Origin of the sequence: Peribacillus butanolivorans (assembly GCF_001273755.1) — a bacterium.
Taxonomy (GTDB): domain Bacteria; phylum Bacillota; class Bacilli; order Bacillales; family DSM-1321; genus Peribacillus; species Peribacillus butanolivorans.
This window is the reverse complement of the sequence record NZ_LGYA01000001.1, coordinates 2220234-2244855: the sequence shown is the minus strand read 5'-3', so window position 1 is coordinate 2244855 and position 24622 is coordinate 2220234. Positions and strand designations below refer to the sequence as shown.

The following is a 24622-nucleotide window of genomic DNA, read 5'->3' as shown; positions in this document are numbered from 1 at the left end:
ATAAAGGTGCATTTATTCGGGTTGATCTGTCTCTAAAATTCACCAGTTGCCAATTTCCTTAAACAAGTTCAGTTATTTGGGTCTGTGTGTTCTTCTTTGACCCTTATGATAGCATGCGTCACAAATTTGAAACCGTAAGCTATCCGGCAACTTTTTTCCACATCGCTTGCATTTTTTCTGATAATTAATCATTTCATCTTTTAACTGATCATGAACACCATCACTGATCTCTTCACGGACACGTTCCCAATAAATGGCTTCAGTTCTTCTTCCCATTCGGTATAGAAATAAAAGATGTAGACCTATGGCTTTATAGGAAAGTTCCAATTCCTCTAGATTCCTTGTCTTGATGATTGGATCTGGTAGATTGCTGCTCTCGGCTATGGCTTCGACCGTCTCTAGCCACTGCCGGATAAGTCTAGGTTCTTTAGCTGAAAAGGGTAGATGTAGGAATCCATATAAATCCATTAACGAAAAACGTGCTTCGATTTCAGTATCTCGAATCAACTCGTAAAGCTCGCGTTCTTCTGTGAGGGATGCCTTTTTAGTTCCGTTTGGGGGCTCGAATTTCTCCCACAATTCAAAAAATGTTCCTAGATGCCGATAATACTTCTGAAAACGTTCAAATACTGCAGAAGTAGGAGCTATAGTAAAAGTTTGAACGGGCTCATCTACCTGTTCAAGCAGTTTATTCATTATTTTTATCTCTGCTGTAAAAGCAACCTTTCCGGTGTCGTAAATACCTTTTCTCCCTGCCCGTCCTGCGATTTGTTTAACTTCTTGTGATGTCAGTCTTCTTCTGCGTGTCCCGTCGAATTTTTCATTCTCAAGAAAGACAATGCGACGGATTGGCAAGTTCAATCCCATTCCTATTGCATCTGTGGCAACAACAACAGATGTTTCGCCACGATTAAAAAGCTCAATTTGTCGTTTTCTATTCTCAGGGGGCATGCTCCCATATATCATGCTGACACTATGTCCACTCCCTTGGAGACGGGAGGCAGTTTCTAGAACCTGCCTTCTTGAAAAACAAATAAGCGCATCCCCTTTTTTGGTGTACTTCAATCCAAACTCTCTTGGTTCTATCTCCAAGGGAATGTCCCGTGTGTATTCATGCAGTTCTAAATTTGCTCCATTTAATAGGTTGAGAAGCATCATTTTTATATTCCTGCTCCCAATAATGTGTACTTCCTTAGCATTTGCTTGCGTGATTGCTCGAAACCAAGAAAAGCCACGATCTTTATCTGCAATCATTTGGGCTTCATCAATGACGATTACCTCATGGTAGTCTTTTTCATGAAACATTTCGACTGTACAAGAGAAATGTTTAGCACCCTCCACCGACTTTTCTTCTTCTCCGGTCTTTAATGAGCAAGGCACCCCTTCTGCATTTAGCTTGTCAAACACTTCTAATGCTAGAAGTCTTAGCGGGGCAAGATATAAACCACTTTCGGCTGCTTTCATTTTTTTGAGTGCCTGATGTGTCTTCCCAGTATTGGTCTCACCGATATGCAAAACATACCTAACCCTTTTTCCTAATGAAGGAGTATAGGCCTTTCCAAAAATATCTTCAATAATCCGTTCCTCTTCTGCTTGCCTTCTGGCTTGTTCCGCCAATACCTCAGCTTTTCTTCTTTCCCTGTTCTCCTCATCTTCTTCAAATATTTTCTGGTGCAATGATTCATTAAAAGGAGTCTTCGCAAGTTTCAGTAAATCAGATAGGTATTCTTCTTGAAGTTCATCAAAACAAGCCTGTGACAAATCAGCCAATTCATCTCGAAGCATTCCTTGAAGGGCTCCCGAAGTCAATTTTTCCCCATATGCTTCCAAAAAATCATGGTGCAGTGTTACAGGTAAATGGTTAATGAACTTTTTTGGAGCGAACCCTAAAATAAACTCTGAAATTAGCCTTTCATACCTATAAAAATAATTTTCATATTCGTAATGATTCTTCCCCCAATCAAACAAGGAGTGTATATCACCTGTTAGTTCTTCAAAAAAATCAGTTACCATTAAGTATTCTGTTGATTCAAACAAACCTGCTTCCACCAATTGTTCTTCTAGCATATATGGGGTAACATATTGAAACTTCGGTTTATTTTGAAGATCAGCTACTAATATTTCAGCGATATAATACCTAACATGCAAATATAAAAGAAGCGAACTCTTCTCAAAAAAAGTATTAGCTTCGTCTTGAAGCCTTTCACGTACTTTCCACCGCTCATTAGCCAGCCGTTGTTCTTCTTGTCGTTTAAAGAAGTTTTCCCTTGCTTTTTTATATCTCTCCTCCCATTCTTCCTGATTTTCAGAGAAGGTAATTTTGATCCAGGTTAATACATCAAAAGGACGATAGCTCTTTAATTCATTGCGGAACAAGCTGTTGATTAGCTTGTGATCTGACCCTTCAGTAACAAAGCCCCTTTCGTTTAGAAATCCCCTTTTTTCTTTTCTAGGCACATCGTTTGAAGCCTTACTCAACCAGACATTGATCCATATCTGCTCTATATAAGACATCCTGTCAGATATGTACGTCGAATAAGAAGGTAATGTCTCTTGATTCTCTAAATAAAAATCCATATCCTGGATGATTTTTTGTTTTGTATTCTCTATTGCAATTGGGTATATATTTTCTAATTTTCCCATAATGATCCCCTTTTGAATTTCCTGTATGTAAGTTTACTCTTTTTCTTATTTATCCTCTCCAAAACAATTTTTTAAATTATCTCCACGCATGTTTTATCTGCAAAATTCATAAGAACTTAACCGTTCGTTAAAGAAATGTACAAACGCAACCTTGCAGATAATATGATAAATCATACCAGGTGTGTTAGGTAAATGGTACTCTTACCATTTCATGTACAGTATAATACATGATAGTTAGATTAGTTACTTATTATAATGGAATTTCATCGAGAAGTGATACAAATCACGTCTTATTGATTTTGCAGAGGAAACGTATGAATGACAATACATTGACTAATGCTTATGTAAAAGGTATATAAGGTAGATTTTAAATGAGGGTAAGGAAAATAATGATTTTTCAATTTATCCGAAATATAATAAGGATCATGAGTATACTGACAAAACATTCTGAACTTAGAAATATAGAGAGTGTTACTTACATAATCGATAACATATGTGTCCTTTATAAATGAATTCAAACTGTCACGGCAATCAATATATTGCTCTTGAGTCTTTCTAGTTGATTATGAAAAATAACATCCAGAAAAGCTAAAAAGACTATAGAAAAAGGGGAGCCTGAAAATGATTCAGCATGATATCAATTACTATAAAAATTTCGACTCTATCGCAAAAGAGGTATTAGCATTATTAGCTCATACGATAGAGGTCAATACATTCTTCCTTTCTATTCGTAGTCCTTTACAAAGTTTTATGATTAAATCTTTTAACCGAAATGCAGAGCTAATATTTGAAGGAGACACCCTTCCTTATAATATGGTTTTTTGCAAATTAGTTGTTGAAAATGATTTGGAACCGCTTGTTATCCCCAACTTAAAGCAACATCCCTTGACAAGCGATCATCCTATAACGAAGGTTATTGGAAACGGATGTTTTATGGGCTATCCCCTAACAAATGGGGATAATATCTTCGGGACACTTTGTGCTTTTGACATTAAACCTTTTGATTTCAAAGAGTATGATGTGATACTCATTAAGTCTTTGGCAACTTTAATCAGTCAATCAATCGTTCTTGAAAATGGGATTATCAGGGACTCATTGACGGGTCTCTATAATCGGAACTTCATTTATAATTATTTCAATTATAATAAGGAAAAAATACACAATGAAATGGCTATACTTTATATTGATTTGGATCATTTTAAATATTTCAATGACTCTTTTGGTCATGATATCGGAGACTCTGTTATTAAAAGGACGGCTGAATGTCTATTGCAATTTGTACCAGAGGATAGTTATGTGGCACGAATCGGCGGGGATGAATTTATCGTTTTGTTACCTACATCTCAGTGTGAGGATCTCTTAATAAGCACCCAACAAAAGGCTGAATTCATTTTAAAACAATTATCCACCATGCCCATTCACATTAATGGAAATGTTTATTTTGTCTCCGCAAGCATCGGGATAAGTTTTTATCCTGACAATGGAACCGAAATGGAGTCACTTTTGAAAAAAGCGGATTGGACAATGTATAAGGCTAAAGAGTCTGGACGAAAAAAAATCCAATACTATCAAGAATGATTTTGCACTTCTAAATAAATAAAAAAACCAGTGTTTATTACACACTGGTCTTCCATTATCGTAAAAAGATCCAACGTTTCGCTTTCAACCTTTGCAGGAGCTTCAGCAAGTTCGCATTTTCTTTATGTATCCGTTTCTCAGATGGTGAAGCGGAGGGGGTCGGGATGTTCACTCTCTCGGGTTTTTTGTTCATATACTGAAAGACCCTTCCTATTCTTTAGTTTTGAATAGTATATGCATATTTCCTCTAAATATCATAAGGGCAGAGGAATTTTCCTCTGCCCTTATTCTTATAGTACGTCTCTTAATCGACTGAATCGTGCAGTTTTTTCTTTTTGATTCAGGATAATGCGTTCATTCTGTTTCATCACCTTTTTAGTATGAGGGCTTAAGCCTACATCGGGAATCTTGACCTGCGGTTTGATTACGGCAACTGAAATCTCGCTGCCTGCTTTATCATAAATGCTCATTCATCCTTCACCACCTTGCTTTTGTTTTATGACCATATCAAACATCATGATCAATAATGCTATTAATAAACAATCCACTTCTGAAACGAAGCTTTCTGATTTAACGTTTAGGATATAAGGTTCCATTAAAATACTTACAGGCTGCAATGCCATTTTTTCTTCATCGTTATAATACGTATCTTCTCTTTCCAATGTAGCACGGATGATACTGCCATTCAAGTTCGGATGCCCATTTAGCACCAATTGCTTGTCCTGTTCCGTTTTAAAAGGGAGAATCTTCACGTTCATCCCCTCTTTAGCGGCATAGGCCTGAAGCAGAATACTCAAGTAAGCTAGGTATTCCTTATTCGTTTGATAATACTCCGGAATTCCCTCTTTTTTCAAAAGGTGAAACATATTTTTTACCTTTTCGCGGTTGTCCGTTAAAAGTTTGTCACTTTCCGCAACAGCCCTTGTGGCATAGGAAAGTTCATTATCGCCGATTTTGGATATATACATACTCAAAAACACAAACATATCCACCAGAACAAACACAATCGCCATAATCAAAAAATTCTTCCACTCAATGAATATACTTTTCGGATAGAAACTCCAATAAATCAATGCTCCCAATATAAAAATGACATACCAGGTTTTCCTAATCGCTTCAATCTTCCTACTTACCTTGTCTTTAAATTTCCAGGAAAGAACAACATATGCTAATAAAGCTATAAATACAATCCACACAAAGACTCTGAAAAACATTAACACATCTTTTTATCACCCTGCCCCTCATACAGCTGTTACCTTTCTCATATCTCTCTCTATATATTATTCAGTATAAATACATCTTTTCCCTGCATAGGGAGTGTGAAACTTATGTGCCGCTGGAGAGTTTTTCTCTATATAAATAAGACACTAACCATAAAGTCAGTGTCCATTTATTAATTCATGCATTTTTCAATCGATTCTTCAAAACCTTTCCACCTGGATTCCGAGGAAGCTCTGAAACAATTTCGATTTCTTTTGGAACTTTATAGCTTGCTAATTGTTTCGAAGTAAATTCTATAATTTCATCCTTTTCGAGAACTATATTCTCTTTGGTTACTATGAAGACTTTTACCATTTCACCAAAGATTTCATCCGGAATTCCTACTACTGCGACTTCTAAAACTTTCGGATGGGTATATATCACATTTTCCACTTCCACTGAATAGACCTTTTCTCCACCACGGTTAATCATATCTTTTTTACGATCCATAATATAGATAAAACCATCTTCATCTATTTTCGCCAGATCGCCTGAACGCCAGTACCCATCGATAAATGCAGATTGATTAGCCATATCATTTTCCCAATATCCTTCTATGACCATAGGTCCTTTAAAAATGGGAGGATCTTATTTTTACTTTTGGTTTCCTTAGTAAATAATGTAAAAGAACACCTCCTCCCGCATAGAAATCCTTCTGTCCTTTCCAGACAATCAAACTAAGATATCTGTTTGCTTTCCTTTTTCCAGCGGCTATTGATTATATTTAACATTTCAAAGAACGGAGAACTAATATTACGGGGTGGTTCACCCTATTCTATTATTCTCTTCACATATTACAGGTACCTGATCTTTCATTGTTTTTACCGCTTATTTCATTTTAATGAAGCGTCAATTCTCTATTAATAACTAAAATTTCTTTTTATGACTAACCTTAAAGCAGTTTATTATACGATTCCAGTATGACTATACAATCCAATAACGAAGAATACCACTAATGTTTTAATGATAGTTATCCCCAAATATATCTCGGTACGATTGACGGTGTGTTAGTCCTCTAATGACAAGTAAAGTAATAGCCCCACCATTGTGAGGAAGGGAATCCATCCCTCCGGCAGCCATTGAAACTACTAGAAACTACTCGATGCATTACTTCAAACGGATACTGATCTGTATATTGGATGTACTTATCTGCCATTAACGCATAGAGAAATTTCCATTCCTCCTGATGCAGAACCTGCAGAACCTGTGATTCCAGCAAGGATAGTAGTAGTTACCTAACCATTTATTAGAGGACGTGTGAAAATAATTGAAATACCATCACGAACGGCGTTTAACCCAGGTAGCGATTTGATTACTGCACCGAATACTTACATTTAATCTGATCTTAAATTCCGTCATACCATTTCGATTATTTTCAGAAAATTCATATTTTTATAACGAAGAACATAGCAAGATAGTATTCATACTGAATTGTTTGTCTCTTTCAATCACGCCGATTACGATATAGACACTAACCTTCCATGCTGCTTCTCCCAACCTTTCAGTTGTTTTACTTGGAACAGGAACTGAATTTTCCCAATAACAAAGCCAGTTTTTTTTCCTTCATGAGAGCAACTCCCTACTGTTACTCCAAGGCTGTATCCCCTCGGTTAGCTGGGATCAGGAAAAACGACAATGTTAGCTCCTTTTTTCCTGATTCTGGGGTTAATGAAACAGCCTTTCCTGTACTTGCCTCTCGATTCATAATAACAGAAACAACTTGGACGACAGCTACTAACAAATACGCTTACTATTTATTTTTTTTACAGGGTGTCTTTCTAAGAGCTTTTTAAAGCACTGTCCTAGGCATCCTCGATAAAATGGACCGATTCTATTTGGAATCATTGATGAAGAATGTAATCACTTTCAAAATCTAATTTAAACTAGAGCTGGTTTGATCCAGAGAATATAAATGCATTCACTAATTTACCTACATCCGACTCCCCAAGATCGAGCAACGCCCCCGCTACCTTGAATGATGCCGTCCTTGCTTTTTGCCAAAAAGCTACTACGGTGTATTCCTTAAATAAATAATAGATTATTGACATTATTCCATAATTTAGTGTTACCTTCTTGTTACCAGTCTCCAGAACTTCTTTCCCTTACTAGCTGGATGATCGTAATCAGTTGGCTGCTCTTTTAGCTTTTAAGTGATTGATTCTAAAATGAAACCTTCCCGTTTAATGTCTCGTAGTTCTTTAAAAATCAATTCTTCTCTATGTCACCCTGTTATTTTTTATATGCCTCCCTCCCATGATTCCATATCCGATCACAATAGCAACATAAATTCATCATAGCTTGATTAAAGATAGTTATATAATTTCAAAGTTTTCTAATTATTTTAATACATCTCAATCCTATTATTATTTTCAAAAAAACTTTGCACCATGATTCGAATTGTAATCATGTATTTTAGAATTAGACCGCACCTAAACGGCCCTTGACCTGGCATTATTCTTGCATGTATTACCAATGAAAAAATTTAAGGAGTGATTTTCTTGTTTAATTTTAACCCTTCTGAAGAACAACAAATCATGATTGAAAAAGCAACTGCATTTATGAACGAGTTCGTTTACCCAAATGAAAAATATATGGTTCCACATCGCGGCCTGCCGGATGATATTTTAAAACCATTACAGGAACGGGTGAAAGAGCTTGGATTATGGGCCGGTCATTTACCAAAAGAAGTTAATGGAATGGGGATGGGCTTCGTTTCCCTCGGTTTACTGTCTGAAGTAATCGGTAGAAGTCCAATTGGTCCATACATTTTCGGCTCTATGGCACCTGATGCTGGAAATGGGGAAATTCTATGGAAGGCAGCCACCCCGATGCAGAAAGAGAAGTACTTGGTGCCTCTTGCCAACGGTGATATCCGCTCCTGCTTTGCGATGACAGAACCAGAAGTTTCCGGATCGGACCCTACGACACTTCAGGCCCGAGCTGAACTGGAGGGCGATGAATGGGTCATTAATGCCCATAAATGGTTTACAACAGGCGCTATTGGTGCATCGTTTTCCATTGTAATGGCAATGACAGATCCGGAAGCTCCACGTCATCAAAGATTCAGCTTGTTTCTCGTCGATTCTGATAATCCTGGTTTTGAAATCGTTCGTGAAGTACCTATTATCGGCGATCATTATACTGGTGGCCATTGTGAAGTGCGGTATACGAACTGCCGCATTCCTAAAGAAAACCTTCTTGGACAGCGTGGTGAAGGGTTTAGGCTTGCCCAACTAAGGCTTGGACCAGGAAGAATCACCCATGCAATGCGCTGGATTGGCGTTTCGAAACGAAGCTTCGATTTAATGCTTGACTACGCTTCTCGACGTGTGACACGTGGAAAAACACTAACCGAGTTCCAATCGATCCAAAACTTCATTGCTGATTCATCTGCTGATATTGAAGCTGCTCGTCTAATGACGCTCCATGCTGCCTGGAAATTGGACAATGGTGATCAAGCTCGTAAGGAAATCTCAAGAATCAAATATTTTGGAGCAAAAGTGCTGCATGATGTCATCGACCGAGCCATTCAAGTGCATGGCGCTCTCGGAATTACAGGGGATACGCCACTTGAAGGCTTTTACCGTGAAGCACGGACTGCCAGAATCTATGACGGTCCGGATGAAGTCCATCGCAGCGTAGTAGCCAAGCTGGAACTCAAGGAGTTTATGGGGGGGAAATCCAATGTCCAAAAACCAGTCCAAAACACAAGCCAGTCAAATTGATTGGAACGTAATCGAAAACTACATCCGCTCACATATTCCTTTTTTACCGAATGATTCACTGCAGGCTAAAGCTTTCTCTGCAGGTTACTCGAATATTACGTACCAAATCAATATCGGAAAGTGGGAGGGTGTTTTCCGTCGTCAACCATTCGGAGACCTCCCGCCAAATGCACATGACATGAAGCGAGAGTTTACGATTTTGGGCAAGCTTAATCCCGTTTTTCCTTTGGCACCAAAACCGTTTTTATATTGTGATGACCCAACCATTACGGATAAGCAATTTTATATAATGGAAAAGAAGGTAGGGCTTGTCCTTGATGATTCCCTTCCCCCTGAGTTGGATGGAAATCAAGCATATGCTAGGGCAGTCTCGGAAACGGTTGTCGAAACACTTACACGTTTACACGGCATTGATTATCAAGCAGCCGGGCTCAGTATGATCGGCAAACCGAATGGATATCTCGAACGTCAAGTCAAAGGCTGGATTAAACGCTACGAACGGTCGAAAACAGATGAATTAGACGGGGTAGGTGAAACCGAGCAGTGGCTGCTCGGCAAGCTTCCCTCCTCGTCACTTTCCAGTATTGTGCATAATGACTTCAAATTGAATAATATGATGTTTTCCTACAATAGCCCTGAAGCCGTGGCTGTTTTTGACTGGGAAATGAGCACAATCGGTGATCCATTAACGGATCTCGCCATCAGCTTGGCTTATTGGACCGAGCCAGGTGAAACCGAAACAGGACTCACCTCCGTTACTAGCAAGCCAGGATTCCTAACACGTAGGGAATTGGCCAACCTTTATGCATTAAAAAGTGGCAACAGTCTCAGTGATATTGACTATTATCTAACCTTTGCCTTCTATAAGATAGCCGTTGTCCTTCAGCAGCTTTATTATCGTTGGAAAAATGGGGATAGTCAGGACAGCCGGTTTGAACATTTACACATTGGAATCAAAAATTTAATGCATCAAGCAAATCGAGCAAAAAACCGTGAATTGTTATAAGAAACATTTGGATATGTCTATCCACACCTTGGGTTAAAATTTAAATAAAAGTTTAAAAGAACAAAGTCCCTCTTATCAGCGACTGACGGACATCAGTAAGCTAGATTAGTCATCTTCCTCAACAGATTGATTAGCAAATGCCCTCGAGCCGATGGTGTCTGGTGCTAGACACTAGGACATTTCGTATTAGTTACATTTCCATAAAAAAAACAGCCCAAGACCAAGACAGAAAAACTTCACGACCATTTCTGTTCCAAATGGTCATGAAGTTTTTCTTCTATAGGTGTTTCATAGTATTCAGAGATCTGTTTCCGAATAAAAGGATTCAAGTGATATCTTGACCAATTTCCCATGAATTCTGTTGAGGAAATTCCCTTGTTCTTCATGTTCGATTCCTTCTGCGATATGACGAAAAGCAATCTAGAAAAAAAGAAAAATAATATTACCATCAACATGGTAAAACAGTAAAGGTGAAATCTGTTGGACTTCACCTTTACTGTTTTTCTATAATAATCCGAAAAGAAAAACCATTGACTAGACTAATGTTGTGTTTCTATAATCCATACTATTCCCCATCTAAATAATCAATGGCAAGGGCAATAAAATAACGAATAGATTCCAAAAACTTATCAATTTCTACATATTCATCCGGCTGGTGAGCAAGTCGTGGGTTTCCGGGACCAATTATAATAGTTGGAATTCGTAAATGAGGCCAATACACTGAAGCGTCAGTATAATAATTAACACCTGAGGGCCGTAGGTCTAAATTAACGTGATTCTTCCCTGTTTGAACAGCAAGTTTTACGAAATCATCAAATTCATTTGTGGACACGGAATCCATTCGATTAATAACCTTTATTTGATATGTTGACTGTGACTTCTCTGAAATCTCCTTGATCATATTCTCAATATCATGTAAAATGCTGTCATTATCTTGTCCAGGGACAGTTCGTATATCTAGAGTCAAATTACACTGATCAGGCACAACATTTGTTTTTACTCCACCTTCAATTGTTCCAATATTAATAGTTGGGTAGCCTAATAGTGGATGTGGAGAGTATTCAAATTCATAGGTTTGGAGACGATTCATTAATTCGTTCATCGCTGTAATGGCATTTATCCCTTGGTCAGGCATTGATCCATGGGCCGTTTTTCCGTAGGTAATAATTTCTAGCCATAGACATCCTTTATGAGATGTATACAGTTCGTTTTCACTAGGTTCCGATACAACTAACGCAGTAGCTTTATCTATTTGTCCCTTTTCTACGACTTTTTTTGCACCGTATCCATCAACCTCTTCTCCTGCAGTGCCGACAAACTGCAACTTCCCATTTAATTGAACACCAGCCCGTTCGATACATTCTAAAGCGAGGACCATTGCAGCTACACCGCTTTTCATATCGGTTGCCCCTCGACCAAATACTTTATTATCTATTAATTTGCCGGAAAACGGGTCGTGTTCCCATTCTACCTTACCCGTAGGGACCGTATCAAAATGCCCACTATACACTAAATATCTATCATCTGATTTCACATTCGGATATGTTACAAATAGATTTGCACGATCGTTACCGAGATCATCCAATTCGACTTGAAGCTTGGATGATTTTAAATAAGTTTGAATGACCTCAGCCACCCGTTTTTCATTTCCTTGTGGATTTACGCTGTTCACTTGAATAAGTGATTGTAGAAATCGAACAGATTTTGATTCATCAATAAGTTCAAAAATAGAATGTAAATCAGTCATCCAATCCCACCTTTTTTAGAATGATGCTTCTTTAGGTTTTTTAGCCTGAAATTTTATTCACAAATACTAAAAATCAACTTTTCTCTCTATATATTAGGAGACAAGTGAATAATTGGCACTATGTTTCTATCACTAACTTTTATTGGATATACTCAATGATTTGAACGATCACATAACCAACTATTTAATATGCCTGCAAGTTTCCCAGTTAATGCCAAGGAAGCATGGCCGGCTTCCACAAGTTGATGGGTTTTATCTTCACTTGAAACCAAATCCATCAATGGAAGGCTTTGTCCTTGAGGTATAAGGTTATCATTTTTTGAGATAACAACTAATAGGTTTGACTTAATTTTACCCAAATCGACTTTATTACCACGAATAGTGAACTCACCCTTAACGAGTTTATTTTCTTTCATGAGGTCATTACTTATTTGTCGGAAAGCTTCTCCAGTTAAGGGTACATGGCCTTTTGTCCATTGGTTCATCCGTCGCCACTTTTCCACAAAACGCTTATCATTGGCACGGGTCAAAAGTGTAACATAAGGACTGTAGTAGATTGGAGAAGTTATGGACCTAAACATTGCTTCAATATAGACAGGAGGAATTAATCCGTAAACATCAATGAAGCGGTCTATATTAAAAGCACCTTCTTTTAGTCCCTCCGCCCATTTCTCAGGCATGGCAGGCACACTATAATCAATTGGTACTGCCGCACATACCAGGTTCTTAATTGGCTCATCCGCAATTGCGGCATACATGGCTGCAAGTGTCCCTCCCAGGCAGTACCCGACTACAGACACTTCATCTGCACCCGAATGCCTTAATGCTCGCCCTACACCTTTTTTAATATAGTCAACTACATAATCACCCAAAGTAATGTCTTTATCTTCGTATCCCGCAATCCCCCAGTCTAATAAATACACATCATAGCCACTGTTTACAAGGCCTCCTATTACACTGGTTCCAGGTGCAAAATCTAGGATAGTAGGGCGGTTGATTAGCGAGTAAACAATAAAGACAGGAACATCATATTTTTTTTCAACGGTAGGATAATGCCATAAAGTCGCCTTATTTTTTTTCCAAATAGCATGTCTGGGAGTGTGACCTTCACTTAGTTCAGGTCCATTGATGGCATTTGAAAATTCGTTCCAACGCGTCATCTCTTTTTCAAAATCGAAAGAGGGAATTGTATTATTATTTAGAGTTTCAGTAGCCAAATTTATTCCTCCTTATTATCATTTAGATGTAACAGCTAGGTTTTGTTCTTGTTTTGCTTTTGTATCAATGTTTTTGCCCATTAGCTCTTTAAGAATCAGAATCTCCTCTTTTAAGCTATGGATTTCTGCCAATTCACTTTTCACTTCTTGGAGATTTGATTTCAACTGTTTTACCTCTTCTAACTCTTTTTTGGATATCGTTTGCTCTTTTTTTAGCTGTTTTACTAGCTTAATAATGTCACGGGAAACTTCAGTAATGCTTTCCATTTCCTTATTGGAGGAATCAACAGAATCTTGTAATTTCCATAACTGTTCTTCCAGCGAGTCCAATTTTTCTTCCGTTTGGATAGCTAATTTCGCTACGTTAGACAAATCTGCTTTAGTAGGTACGTTCCATTGATTGGCGAAAAACTCCTGGTTCTTTTTAAAAAACTCCAGATAACGTGCTTGGGTATCCGAGGTTAATCTTGAATAGCTTACAAATTCCGGATTATTTGACGATCCTTTGATGAAATCATTTGCTTGTTTTTCCCATTGGTCACTAAATTTTTTAAACATATCATAAGGATCAAATGTTTTTTGATCTACCATTTTCTGAAGTACCCCCTGTATTTTGATTTGATTTAATTGATTCGTTTAATCCCTCCATATATGTATGAAAAGGAAAAAACACATTTTTCATTTGGTTATTCATTATTTTCAAGAAATCACGTTGTTTATTCTGGATAATGGAAGCAGTTTGTTTCATATTGTCCACATACAGATTGCGGTTATTTTGTCTAAATTCAACATGGTCTTTCAATACGGACATAAAGTTGTCAACATGTTCGCCATTTAGCAGATTAGCCCCTGATGTTAACTTTGTTGTATTGTTTTGCACATCATCTAATTGTTTGTTAATTTCCTCATAGGACTTTACTGGGAAAAAATATTGCAGGACAGTCGTTGCGTTGAGAAGTTCCTCTCTAGATATTTTTTCCCAATGATGCAGTTCTTTAGAAAATTGTTCACTGAGTTCTTTACTATTTTTATGATTCCTTTTAACATTTTCTGCAAATTGAAGAGCAGATTGAAGGAGTACTTCCTCACGAAATTCTGTCCTTTCAACCCAAGCATCTAATTGTTCAAACGCTTGATCCCATAAAAGGTCTAAACTTGAACTTGAAGTGTTTTTTTCAATTTGGTGTATTTTTGCCATTATATTTTCCCTCCACGCTTTACGATCAAAGTCATTATTTATAGGACTTCGTCAAAAATTCATATATACTTCCCTTATCCACAAATAATCAAAGATAACAAAAACTACTAAACAACCTTAAATAACCTTCTCTTGGTTTACCGTTGGAATAACTGAATCCGATACCGGCTTTTCTTTAAGTATGATTGCACAAACAACAGACAGGGCCGCTACTGAGGCAAAAAATATAAAAACGTTACCAAAGTCTTGTGAACCATCCGCCCCTACAGTCACTAAATAACCCGCGACAAGAGGAGACACAAACGCACCCAGTTGACCAATACCATTAGATAACCCAGTAGCACTTCCGACTATTTCCTTTGGATAGCGTTTAGGCAAAAAAGCATAAATTGAGCCGAAGTTTAAGTTAACAAAGAAACCGACAAGCAAGAGCAGAGTGAGCAACAGGGCAGGTTTCCCACTGTCTATCGCACCAAGCATCCACAATACAGGAATACTACCTATCCCCCCAATTAAAGCAACAGGTTTCATACGACCAAGAACTTTATCCATCAGCCATCCCCCTAATAACATAGCGAAGAAAGCAATGATATAAGGGGCAGAACCGAAGAAGCCCATTTCCTTAATATTCATCCCATGCTGCGTAACCAAAAAACTAGTTAACCAGGTAGTAGTTCCCCAATAAACGGCCAATTGACAAAAAAGAAGCAAAGTATAGACATAAAAATGAAAGTCTTTTAAGAAAAGCCCGTAGGTTTTTCTTTTCTCTTCCTTCGACATCTTTTCAATTGGAGAATCGTCTTGTCCATCAATATCCTGTTCCTTACTCATTCTCCCTTTAGCAATCATTTCTTTTGGGGTATTCGATACAAAAAACCACAGTAAAAAAATTGCAACCGCACCCGGAATAGCAAGAACATAGAATACCGGTCTCCAATCCCCCCCAAAAAAGTAGAAAGAGATACTAGTGACTATAACTGGCACAATTGCGGGAGCAACCGCCCATGAAGTTGCGAAAAAAGAAGTGGCTCTTCCTTTTTCATTTTGAGGAAACCAGTTGTTTATTGCCCGAATCGCTGGGGCAAAATGATGTCCTTCTCCAAATCCTAAGCCAATACGTAATAATAAAAACTGGGTGAAGTTTTTGACAGCTCCTGTTAAGGCTGTAATAACAGTGAATACAAATATTGCAATGTACATAACCTTTTTAGGACCAATTTTATCAGCAAGATAACCAGCGCTTATTTGAGCAGCAGCATAAGCAAAGAAAAACACGGATGCAAGTTGCCCTACTTCGACTGGGGTTAAGTTTAAATCTTCCTGAATAAATGGAAGGAAGGTTAAGACTGCCATCCTATCAAAATAATTAATAATATAGACCAGCCAAAGAACGACAAGAACGACATAACGGTAGTTCCATGCTTTTTTCACAATTTTATTCAATTTGATCGCTTCCTCTACATAGATTATGGTAAATCAATCCGCAATAAATAATTAGAAATGCTTTACTACTAAATAGTGTGAAATTTTAATTAAGCAGAAGATTCTTCAACTCGGCCTTTAAAACTTTGCCTGCCGAATTACGAGGAAATTCTTCTACGAATTGAATTTCTGTTGGGACCTTATAATTGGCTAAATATTCGGAAACAAAATCTTTTATTTCTTGCTTTTCAATGGTTTCATCAGCCTTGGGTATGATAAAGGTTTTTACGACTTCGCCCCAGAGAGGATCTGGAATTCCTACTACAGCGGCTTCTAATACTTTTGGATGATTATATAAAACATTTTCTACTTCAATCGAGAATATTTTTTCCCCACCACGGTTTATCATGTCTTTTTTACGGTCCATAATATATACAAAACCATCCTGGTCTATTTTTGCTAAATCTCCTGAGCGCCAGAACCCATCAATGAATGATGCTTGGTTCGCTACCTCATTGTCCCAATAGCCCTCAACCACCATTGGTCCCTTCATTAATAATTCTCCAACTTCTTCAGGTAAACATGGTTCACCCTTATCATTAACCACTTTTAATACTCCAACAGGAACCGGCAATCCAACCGAAACAATCTTGTTTTGATTATAGGATTGTGGCATTATTGTTGCTGGTGAAGTACTCTCGGTTGCGCCGTAAGCATTATGCAGAGAGGCATTCGGAAAATGCCTTTTTAAATTATTAATAGTTTCGGAAGACATAGGTGCACCACCAAAGGCAATACAATTTACCTTTGGATACCTATAATTTAGAAAATCTTGGTGAGACATCATCATGACATAGATGGTTGGGACGTTAAATAAAAAGGAAACATTTTCTTCAGCTGTTAAACGAATATATTCTTCCGTCCTATATCTACTCATGATAACGGATGTCCCGCCTATTCTAACCATGTGCAATAACTGGCCAATCAAGCCGGTGACGTGAAAGAGAGGAACAGCGATCAATGTCCGTGTTTCTTGATTTAATTTTAATACCTGTTCATAATTCATTGAGCTGTGAATGGCTCCTAAATGACTACCAATGGCTCCTTTTGGAAGTCCCGTTGTACCTGAAGTATACATAATGAATAACTCATCATCTTCCGAGACATTTATGTTTACAACTGAAGATTTTTGTTCTAGGACTTCAAAAGGAAGATAGTCTTTTCGCCTTGGTGTTCCATTTCCAATCAAGAAATAATTTTGAACATTTATGATTGAATCTTCATCCCTCAAGTTTTCTACTTTAGGTAAAAATTCATCATCCGTAATCAAAATTTTGGTGCCGGAATGTTCTACCATATAAGAAAGTTCTTTTTCTTTTAATCTCGTATTTAATGGCACAACTATGGCGCCAATTTTCGCACAAGCAAACACTAGTAAAGAGAACTCGATACTATTCCCCAATATAAGGGCCACACGGTCTCCCTTCCCAACAAGCAAAGAGTTTTGTAAATTACCGGCAATATTTTCCACTTTATCGAGCATCTCTTGATATGTGAGTCGAATTCCATTCATGACCAGTGCTTCTTTTTCGGGATATTGTTCAACCGTTTCTTTCAACATAGACATGACATTTTTAGGCCGTTTTTCGAAAACCTTCATTTTACGATTAAAATGCATTTCTTCCACGATGTTCATTTTCATACCTCCTTAACTAGCTATTTATCTTGCAGTCCAGCCCCCATCGACATTCAATATTTGGCCCGTAACATACGCAGATGTATCAGAAGCCAAGAAAACCACTGGCCCTACCAAGTCTGAAATTTCTCCAATTCGTTTGATCATTGCAGAATTTATTATCTTTTGAAGCCTTTCAGGGTCAGAGAGCCAGTCACCAGTCATCGGAGTTTTTATATATCCTGGTCCAATTGCATTAACGGTAATATTATATGCAGCTAATTCTTCCGCCCAAACTTTTGTCATTTGGTTAATGCCACCTTTACTTGCAGCATAAGATGTTTGGTATGGCATTCCAATCGTTCCTAAAATCGATGAGATATTGATTATTTTTCCATAGCTTTGTTTGATCATTTGTTTTGCACAAGTTTGACCAACTAGAAAGATTCCTTTTAAATTAACTTCTAAAACTGTATCCCAGTCGCTTTCTTCTATGTCAATTAATGGCTTACGAATATTGAGTCCCGCATTGTTCACTAAAATATCAAGTGAACCAAATCTATCGACAATTTGGCTAACCAAATCTTCCACTTGACACTTCTTAGTAACATCGCAAGAAATGTAGTGTGCATCAATATTTTCTTCCCTTAACTGTAAAACCGCCTGTTCTCCTTCCTCAGTTCCTCGGCTGGAAATGACAACTGTTGCATCATGATGGCCTAAAGCCTGAGCCATTCCAAATCCAATACCTTTACTACCTCCTGTTACTAGTGCAATCTTTCCTGCTAGATTAAAAGTAGGCAAATTCAAATTCTTTTTCCCCTTCCCTTTTTGAATGACTGTTCTTTTGTTTCAGCAAAAGAATAATCAAACCGCCATTTATATATTTTTTTTAGACTTACACAAATAATTAGTTAATGCAATTGCCGTGCCAGCTTTTATAATTGGATTAAAAAAATTATTTCATGGCACCTTTTTTACCCGAAATATGTTTATATAGCAATGAATCGGGGTAGTAAAACTTTATTTATTACAAAAAAAGCCAACGAATATACGCTGACATAATGGATTATATAAATTGCCCTTGATTACTTTCTTCATCATTTACCGTGTTTACAAACCTAATCTCTTCATTTTCTTTACAAGTGCCGATTGACTGATGCCTAATTCTTTAGCCGTGCTACGTGTTGTTTTATATTCTTGAATTTTCTCTTTTATTATCTTTCGTTCAACATTTTCAATGATTTCTTTTAATGTACTTTTTACATTTTGTTTAAGTTCTAATCCTTGTAACATACTTGGTGGCAAATCCTCCAAGCCTATTTGTTCCAGATCGGCCGTTACAACTAATCTCTCAATCAAGTTTTCCAACTCCCTAATATTACCAGGCCATGGGTATTCCTCGAAGAAACGAATGATTTCCGGATGAAAACGCTTATTTAATCGGTTTTTTTTGTTCATTTTATTTAAAAAATAGAAGGCTAGCGGTACGATATCTGCTTTCCTTTCTCGTAATGCTGGTATTTTAATGGGAACAATATTTAATCGGTAGTAAAGATCCTTTCTAAACTCACCATTTTCGACCATTTCCTCCAAATTCCTATGTGTCGCGGAAACGACCCTTACATCTATTTTGAAGCTACTTCTCCCGCCAACACGAGTGATTTCAAATTCTTGTAAAACCCTTAATAATTTAACTTGAAGATCGATTGGCATGTCCCCAATCTCATCTAAAAAAATCGTACCCCCATTTGCTTGTTCAAATAAACCAGGTTTTCCACGACTGTCCGCACCTGTAAATGCGCCCTTTTCATATCCAAATAGTTCAGATTCAAGAAGGTGCTTTGGTATGGCTGCACAATTCACTTTAATTAAAGGTCGGTTTGCGCGTTCACTTTCTTGGTGTAGGTATTTAACGATGACCTCTTTCCCGACGCCGGACTCACCTAAGATGAGTAAAGTTGAATCAACTTTTGCCAGTTTTTTAGCAAGAAGAAAAACCTTTATAATCTCTTGGCTTTGGGCTACGGATCCGTCAAGGTTCATATGCAGCATTTCCTTTTTTTTAAGTTCCTCGATTTCATTTAAATATTTTTGGGTTAAATTTATGGAATTTTGCAGTTCGGTCTTCATATGGTTTAAATCCGTTATATCCCTTACATTCGTTACAACGTAAGCAATTTCCCCATTCTTGTCATATACAGGATTTCCAGTGACTAATAGTTCCTTTCCTCTTACAGTCTGAATAATCGTTTTTGGCGCTTTACCATCTAAAACTTTCATTGTAACGGATTCAGAAACTAGGCCCTCTTTCACCACTGTTTTCATATTTTTACCAAGAAGTTCCTGGCTTTTCACACCAGTAACTCTTGAATATGCATGATTTACCATCATTCCATTACCATTTTTGTCGGCAACGTATATCCCATCGTAACTTGACTGAAATATGGAAGCTAAGATGTTTTGGATGTCTGTATTGTCAACACTTTCTATCTTGGTGTCCTGAGATATGATGAAGTCACCAATTGTATACATATTTTGCATTTCATTCGCCCCTAAAGAGTGTTTTGTAAGAATAACAGGTAAAGCGTTTTTAAATAAACTTTTTGTTTTAGATAAATAGGATGATGAATTTTCGAATCAAAAAACATAGGTGATTCAAAATGTACTCAATTACATTTATTTATTTAATTCTCCAAATTGTTGGAAATACCTTTTACTTTTTCAGAATTTTCACTATACTCTACATAGTTAACGAATTCTTTACAAAACTTCTAATTAGTTGGATGAATTTGAAAATGGCAAAAAAAATAACCCGTACACGCACTAATGGAAAGTACCTGTTCATGGTTATTTCTCAATGAGATTTTTCATTTTTAATAATTAACGGTCTCGAGCTTACAATCTACTACTTATTTACCCCTGAACCTACCATAACTTTAAAACCGTCTTCCACACGACGTAATAATCTAAGCTGTGCTGTTCTAGCAAGATTAATGTATTCGTTTGAATTAGCTGTACGTTCTTTTCTATGTGTTTGTAAGTTCTCTACATAGGCTTTATTGTTTTCAACAGCCCTCCTTTCAAATCGCTCCATTATATCAAAGGATGATTTTAATGGAGTTAACATAATGTTTTCGAATCGATTCACGACTTCCTGTCCTTCATTAATGAAAGAAGGAAGTCCCTCTGACAAAACTTCCTCCGCTTTATTACTTTGGAATGAGTTCATAACATCCGCATTTACTTTTTTATTTCCTTCGTAAAAGGATGTGAGTGATTTACGAAGTTCAGCATTGAACTTTGAGGTTTCCTCAAGTGTCCTAATGTATACTTCCTCTTGATTTTCAAGCACTTTACGGGACCGCTCAATAGCACCTTCATACTGATTCCAAACTGTATTAACGATTGATTCAGAAATATAGGCCTTTTCAATTTGTTCATTCTTCTTTTGACTCATTTTTGTTCCTCCCCTTATTCTTGCTAGATTTCTCTATTGAATCCCTCATCTGAAATGAAGGCATATAGAGCTCTAAAAAACTTGAATACATACGGAAAAATTGATCCAACATAGATTGGTAGTTCTCCAAATGGGTTGCATGGGTTCTTAAATAAGCAACTCCAGCGTCTGTGATCGAATATTTCCTTTTAGCGGGACCACTGCCTGTGGTATCCCATTCAGAACTCACTAAATTATCTTGTTCCAGTTTTCGCAATAGCCGATATAAGTTCCCTTGATCAAGGGTTTGGAACCCAAAGTTTTGCAGCTTTTGGATAAGCTCGTAGCCATGTAAGGAAAATCCGCTGAGAAGTAACAAAATAAATGGCATAATAAAATTTTTCGAAGGGGCTAATGATTGTTCTTTGTTGTCTTTTGCCATCCAATTTCACCTCGATAATTAATCTATATATGTATTTTACACCTATAAGTAATTACAAGTCAAGCGGGCACATATATATATAATGCAATTGACTGAAATTTCAAAAATAAGCCACCATGGGGTAAGGTTTTGATCTTACAGAAAAAGGAATATCTTGCTAAATCTCGAATTAGTCAATTACGGACCAAACTATTTAAGAATGGTGGTGACTCAAAACGCTTGTTAGACAAAGAAATGGCATCCAGGAATTATACGACTTAGAACCTACAACGTTTGATTCAAACAAAATTTGGATTCTGTCTTGCGTTTTATTTCAAAATAGCCATGGTTGGGTGCTCCTAAGAATTGAACTATGCTGATGGTATATGTACGAGTGGAGTGAATGGCGAGCTCATCCACTATTGTACGAAAATTTTATTACTAGCAGCTTGACGTTACATTAAAAGAGAGCATGCGGACATCGATGCAATTACCATTGTTTCATTCTTCGTATTTATGGCAATTAAATCAAAACAAGTTAAGGGGGTTTTGATTGTGAAAAAGACAGCTGTCAGTAAAAACGAAATGCCTTATTTACGTGTTGGTTATGGCGAATCTTTAATTCTCATTCATGGACTTGGTGAAATAAAGGAGGGTTGGGGGAAACAGTTTGAATTAGCAGATCAGTATGACCTGATTGTTCCTGATTTAAGAGGACATGGTGATAATCTAAGAATGGACGGAATAACGATTAAAAATTTTGCAAAGGATATTTTGTCCTTACTTGATGAATTAAAAATAGAAAGCGCTCATATTTGTGGAATGTCAATGGGGGGTATTGTAGTACAGGAAATTTATCGGCAAGCACCAGAAAGATGCCTATCCTTAATTTTAGTCAGTACGTTTTATCATGCCCCAGCACAGTTTAGAACAATCTTTTTCCCTGTTCGAAAGGCAAGGGCACTCTTATTGTCTTCCGAGGAGCAAAAATTAATGGCTGCCAAAACTTGTTTATACTCTTGGAACCAGGAGAACATGGAAGCGTTCTTCAAGTTTTATAAACCAAACAAAGAAGCTTACGTTAAATCTATGGAGGCATGCCTAGAAATCGATAATCGCTCTTTATTGCCGAAAATTAAAGTTCCTACACTTGTTATTGGCTGTCAATATGATTCAATAACCCCAGTTTGGATACAGATTCTTATGCACGAACAAATCCCTAACTCTGATTTAGTTATTTTCCAAAAATCAGGACATATTGCAAAACTTGAAGTTACGGAAAAATTCAATCACACATTGCGTCACTTTTTAAATGAAAACGGACTGACTGAAAAAGCTGGATAACTTGTCGAAGGAGTACTTTCTTCCCTTTTATCTACCCATTGGAATCAAAGTATATTATTAATTCTAGGTCAACACCAATAATTCAGTCTCAGAAACGAAGAAATGATTCCTTTTTCAATGGAAGCATTTCTTCTTTATTTTATTGAACATTGATCACTACATTGATTGTTAATGCTTAGATTTTATTTTCCCATCCAATCCGTTCCGTTCCTTTGAAACAGTTACAGAAGGAGCACGGAAGTTATTTTACATAATCAAAAACTCATTCGAATTGAGTGAGTTTTTTTGCATGATTAGAAATTAAATAGCTGAATATGTGCAAAGAATATCATTCTTTTCACGGCTTTGAGGGGAAATAAAATTATTTGAACAACATCGGGGGACAAAATCATCGGTTCATTAAGAGACAAGTCGTACTTTAACGTTTATTCGTTGACATTTTTGCCTTTATTAAACTTATTAAAATAACCCTAATCATCACTTTATGACTTTAAGGCAATTCAGCATATCTTTAGGTAAATTGAATGAATTTATAATTCACGTCCATTTAGAACAGTAGTGACTCCCAACACGTAATATAAGACAAAGAAGCTTTAGGGTATTCAGGAGTCCTACTTTTTAAGACTGGATATTATTTCGCCTTACATTTCAAAATAGTTATTTTAGATTTGAACTATGCTGGAAGATATATTCTTTGTTCGAAAGGATTGTCGAGCGCCTCCCTACTATCAAGGACTTGATAAAAAGATTAAAACATGACCTTAACTTTCGCTGCGATGTAACAATCACGTTTCTGATATACATCCTCCGTTGCTTCCTATTCCCGTTTAGTCAAGAAATCTTAGAAATAATATGCTGGAAAAAGTGCAGGACTCCATTCCTCTTCATGCTATGAAAAGGGTTTAGTTCTTTTAGATGCCACACATTTTGAGCGAGAGACCGTACAACTGCACAATATAAAAACTCTTACCAGAATGAAGGCAAAAGATTATAGAAACAATTATTAAACACTCAATTACAAGTGATTAACCATCCGTAATTATGGAAACTCTATTAAAACAAGTTAAGGAGGTTTTGAATGTGAAAACGACAGCTGTTAGTGAAGACGAAATGCCCTATTTGCGTACTGGCAATGGCGAACCTTTAGTTCTCATTCATGGACTTGGTGAAATAAAGGAAGGTTGGGAGAAACAGTTTGAATTAGCAGATCAGTATGACCTGATTGTTCCTGATTTAAGAGGACATGGCAATAATCCAAGAATGGACGGAATAACGATTAAAAATTTCGCGAAGGATATTTTGTCCTTACTTGATGAATTAAAAATAGAAAGTGCACACATTTGTGGAATGTCAATGGGGGGTATTGTAGTACAGGAAATTTATCGGCAAGCATCAGAGAGATGCCTATCCTTAATTCTAGTCAGTACGTTTTATCATGCTCCAGTTCAATTAAGAACAATGTTTTTCCCTGTTCGAAAGGCACGAGCACTCTTGTTGTCTTCCGAGGAGCAAAAATTAATGGCTGCCAAAACTTGTTTATNTCTAATTATGGAAACTCTATTAAAACAAGTTAAGGAGGTTTTGAATGTGAAAACGACAGCTGTTAGTGAAGACGAAATGCCCTATTTGCGTACTGGCAATGGCGAACCTTTAGTTCTCATTCATGGACTTGGTGAAATAAAGGAAGGTTGGGAGAAACAGTTTGAATTAGCAGATCAGTATGACCTGATTGTTCCTGATTTAAGAGGACATGGCAATAATCCAAGAATGGACGGAATAACGATTAAAAATTTCGCGAAGGATATTTTGTCCTTACTTGNCTTGAAGTAAAAATTCAATCATACATTGCGTCACTTTTTAAATGAAAACGGACTGACTGAAAAAGCTGGATAAATGGGAAGGAGTTCATCCTTCCCTCTACATTCTTTAATTGTTTCCTTTCCTTTG

Annotated in this window: 18 protein-coding genes and 3 pseudogenes; 6 read left to right on the top strand and 15 right to left on the bottom strand. The window is 37.1% G+C overall.

Going from position 1 to position 24622, the window contains the following annotated elements; all coding sequences use genetic code 11:
- Nucleotides 1-72 precede the first annotated feature (72 nt).
- On the bottom strand, nucleotides 73-2643 hold the full coding sequence (locus AKG34_RS10440) for a helicase-related protein (protein ID WP_053346025.1): 2571 nt from the start codon (nucleotides 2641-2643) through the stop codon (nucleotides 73-75).
- A gap of 621 nt (nucleotides 2644-3264) precedes the next feature.
- Here AKG34_RS10440 and AKG34_RS10435 point away from each other — a divergent pair.
- A complete protein-coding gene (locus AKG34_RS10435) occupies nucleotides 3265-4221 on the top strand; it encodes a sensor domain-containing diguanylate cyclase (protein WP_053346024.1) in 957 nt (318 codons plus the stop codon).
- A gap of 290 nt (nucleotides 4222-4511) precedes the next feature.
- Here the strand turns inward: AKG34_RS10435 and AKG34_RS10430 are convergent, their stop codons facing one another.
- From AKG34_RS10430 to AKG34_RS28770, 4 genes and pseudogenes are all read right to left on the bottom strand, one after another.
- Nucleotides 4512-4691 carry a hypothetical protein gene (locus AKG34_RS10430; protein WP_053346023.1) on the bottom strand — a complete coding sequence of 60 codons (180 nt, stop codon included), beginning with the start codon at nucleotides 4689-4691 and terminating at the stop codon, nucleotides 4512-4514.
- Nucleotides 4692-5435, bottom strand: a complete 744-nt coding sequence (locus tag AKG34_RS10425; protein WP_053346022.1) for a type II toxin-antitoxin system SpoIISA family toxin — start codon at nucleotides 5433-5435, stop codon at nucleotides 4692-4694.
- A gap of 184 nt (nucleotides 5436-5619) precedes the next feature.
- The gene (locus AKG34_RS10420; protein WP_236694924.1) at nucleotides 5620-6015 is read right to left on the bottom strand and encodes a class I adenylate-forming enzyme family protein; all 396 of its coding nucleotides are present in this window, start codon (nucleotides 6013-6015) and stop codon (nucleotides 5620-5622) included.
- Between the two features lie 371 nt (nucleotides 6016-6386).
- Nucleotides 6387-6806, bottom strand: a pseudogene (locus tag AKG34_RS28770) (GntP family permease); the annotation flags it as partial.
- Between the two features lie 1173 nt (nucleotides 6807-7979).
- Here AKG34_RS28770 and AKG34_RS10415 point away from each other — a divergent pair.
- Both AKG34_RS10415 and AKG34_RS10410 read left to right on the top strand, forming a co-directional pair.
- Nucleotides 7980-9206: an acyl-CoA dehydrogenase family protein gene (locus AKG34_RS10415; protein ID WP_053346020.1), complete on the top strand. Its 1227-nt coding sequence runs from the start codon at nucleotides 7980-7982 to the stop codon at nucleotides 9204-9206.
- A complete protein-coding gene (locus AKG34_RS10410; RefSeq protein WP_083450747.1) occupies nucleotides 9166-10212 on the top strand; it encodes a phosphotransferase family protein in 1047 nt (348 codons plus the stop codon). The genes AKG34_RS10415 and AKG34_RS10410 overlap by 41 nt, the downstream gene beginning before the upstream one ends.
- Before the next feature lie 565 nt (nucleotides 10213-10777).
- Here AKG34_RS10410 and AKG34_RS10405 read toward each other — a convergent pair.
- The 10 genes from AKG34_RS10405 to phaQ all read right to left on the bottom strand — a co-directional run bounded on the left by AKG34_RS10405 (nucleotide 10778) and on the right by phaQ (nucleotide 21352).
- The gene (locus AKG34_RS10405) at nucleotides 10778-11959 is read right to left on the bottom strand and encodes a M20 family metallopeptidase (protein ID WP_053346019.1); all 1182 of its coding nucleotides are present in this window, start codon (nucleotides 11957-11959) and stop codon (nucleotides 10778-10780) included.
- A gap of 152 nt (nucleotides 11960-12111) precedes the next feature.
- The gene (locus tag AKG34_RS10400) at nucleotides 12112-13176 is read right to left on the bottom strand and encodes an alpha/beta fold hydrolase (RefSeq protein ID WP_236694923.1); all 1065 of its coding nucleotides are present in this window, start codon (nucleotides 13174-13176) and stop codon (nucleotides 12112-12114) included.
- 18 nt (nucleotides 13177-13194) lie between these two features.
- Entirely contained in the window at nucleotides 13195-13767 is a 573-nt protein-coding gene (locus AKG34_RS10395) for a polyhydroxyalkanoate biosynthesis repressor PhaR (protein WP_053346018.1), read from the bottom strand.
- Entirely contained in the window at nucleotides 13745-14374 is a 630-nt protein-coding gene (locus AKG34_RS10390; RefSeq protein WP_053346017.1) for a hypothetical protein, read from the bottom strand. Before AKG34_RS10390 ends, AKG34_RS10395 begins: the two co-directional genes overlap by 23 nt.
- Before the next feature lie 117 nt (nucleotides 14375-14491).
- Entirely contained in the window at nucleotides 14492-15817 is a 1326-nt protein-coding gene (locus AKG34_RS10385) for an MFS transporter (RefSeq protein ID WP_053346016.1), read from the bottom strand.
- Nucleotides 15818-15902: 85 nt separating this feature from the next.
- Nucleotides 15903-17492 (bottom strand): class I adenylate-forming enzyme family protein, encoded by a 1590-nt coding sequence (locus tag AKG34_RS10380; protein ID WP_053346015.1) that lies wholly within the window; start codon nucleotides 17490-17492, stop codon nucleotides 15903-15905.
- Between the two features lie 24 nt (nucleotides 17493-17516).
- Entirely contained in the window at nucleotides 17517-18281 is a 765-nt protein-coding gene (locus AKG34_RS10375; RefSeq protein ID WP_053346014.1) for an SDR family NAD(P)-dependent oxidoreductase, read from the bottom strand.
- 303 nt (nucleotides 18282-18584) lie between these two features.
- Nucleotides 18585-20015: a sigma-54 interaction domain-containing protein gene (locus tag AKG34_RS10370; RefSeq protein ID WP_053346013.1), complete on the bottom strand. Its 1431-nt coding sequence runs from the start codon at nucleotides 20013-20015 to the stop codon at nucleotides 18585-18587.
- A 364-nt stretch (nucleotides 20016-20379) separates the two neighbouring features.
- Nucleotides 20380-20931, bottom strand: a complete 552-nt coding sequence (locus AKG34_RS10360) for a polyhydroxyalkanoic acid inclusion protein PhaP (RefSeq protein WP_053346011.1) — start codon at nucleotides 20929-20931, stop codon at nucleotides 20380-20382.
- Nucleotides 20912-21352 carry a poly-beta-hydroxybutyrate-responsive repressor gene (gene phaQ, locus AKG34_RS10355; protein ID WP_053346010.1) on the bottom strand — a complete coding sequence of 147 codons (441 nt, stop codon included), beginning with the start codon at nucleotides 21350-21352 and terminating at the stop codon, nucleotides 20912-20914. The genes AKG34_RS10360 and phaQ overlap by 20 nt, the downstream gene beginning before the upstream one ends.
- A gap of 534 nt (nucleotides 21353-21886) precedes the next feature.
- On the opposite strand from phaQ, the gene AKG34_RS10350 reads away from it, so the two are divergent.
- The 3 genes and pseudogenes from AKG34_RS10350 to AKG34_RS29815 all read left to right on the top strand — a co-directional run.
- On the top strand, nucleotides 21887-22675 hold the full coding sequence (locus AKG34_RS10350; protein WP_236694922.1) for an alpha/beta fold hydrolase: 789 nt from the start codon (nucleotides 21887-21889) through the stop codon (nucleotides 22673-22675).
- A gap of 1041 nt (nucleotides 22676-23716) precedes the next feature.
- Nucleotides 23717-24215, top strand: a pseudogene (locus AKG34_RS28760) (alpha/beta fold hydrolase); the annotation flags it as partial.
- Nucleotides 24216-24223: 8 nt separating this feature from the next.
- Nucleotides 24224-24494 (top strand): annotated as a pseudogene (locus AKG34_RS29815) (alpha/beta fold hydrolase); the annotation flags it as partial.
- Nucleotides 24495-24622: the final 128 nt, after the last annotated feature.

Coding starts and splice junctions, on each gene's coding strand:
- AKG34_RS10370 (WP_053346013.1), bottom strand. CDS start 20,015: ATGCAAAATATGTATACAATTGGTGACTTCATCATATCTCAGGACACC.
- AKG34_RS10430 (WP_053346023.1), bottom strand. CDS start 4,691: ATGAGCATTTATGATAAAGCAGGCAGCGAGATTTCAGTTGCCGTAATC.
- AKG34_RS10435 (WP_053346024.1), top strand. CDS start 3,265: ATGATTCAGCATGATATCAATTACTATAAAAATTTCGACTCTATCGCA.
- phaQ (WP_053346010.1), bottom strand. CDS start 21,352: ATGGCAAAAGACAACAAAGAACAATCATTAGCCCCTTCGAAAAATTTT.
- AKG34_RS10440 (WP_053346025.1), bottom strand. CDS start 2,643: ATGGGAAAATTAGAAAATATATACCCAATTGCAATAGAGAATACAAAA.
- AKG34_RS10390 (WP_053346017.1), bottom strand. CDS start 14,374: ATGGCAAAAATACACCAAATTGAAAAAAACACTTCAAGTTCAAGTTTA.
- AKG34_RS10420 (WP_236694924.1), bottom strand. CDS start 6,015: ATGGCTAATCAATCTGCATTTATCGATGGGTACTGGCGTTCAGGCGAT.
- AKG34_RS10425 (WP_053346022.1), bottom strand. CDS start 5,435: ATGTTTTTCAGAGTCTTTGTGTGGATTGTATTTATAGCTTTATTAGCA.
- AKG34_RS10405 (WP_053346019.1), bottom strand. CDS start 11,959: ATGACTGATTTACATTCTATTTTTGAACTTATTGATGAATCAAAATCT.
- AKG34_RS10380 (WP_053346015.1), bottom strand. CDS start 17,492: ATGAACATCGTGGAAGAAATGCATTTTAATCGTAAAATGAAGGTTTTC.
- AKG34_RS10395 (WP_053346018.1), bottom strand. CDS start 13,767: ATGGTAGATCAAAAAACATTTGATCCTTATGATATGTTTAAAAAATTT.
- AKG34_RS10360 (WP_053346011.1), bottom strand. CDS start 20,931: ATGAGTCAAAAGAAGAATGAACAAATTGAAAAGGCCTATATTTCTGAA.
- AKG34_RS10410 (WP_083450747.1), top strand. CDS start 9,166: ATGTCCAAAAACCAGTCCAAAACACAAGCCAGTCAAATTGATTGGAAC.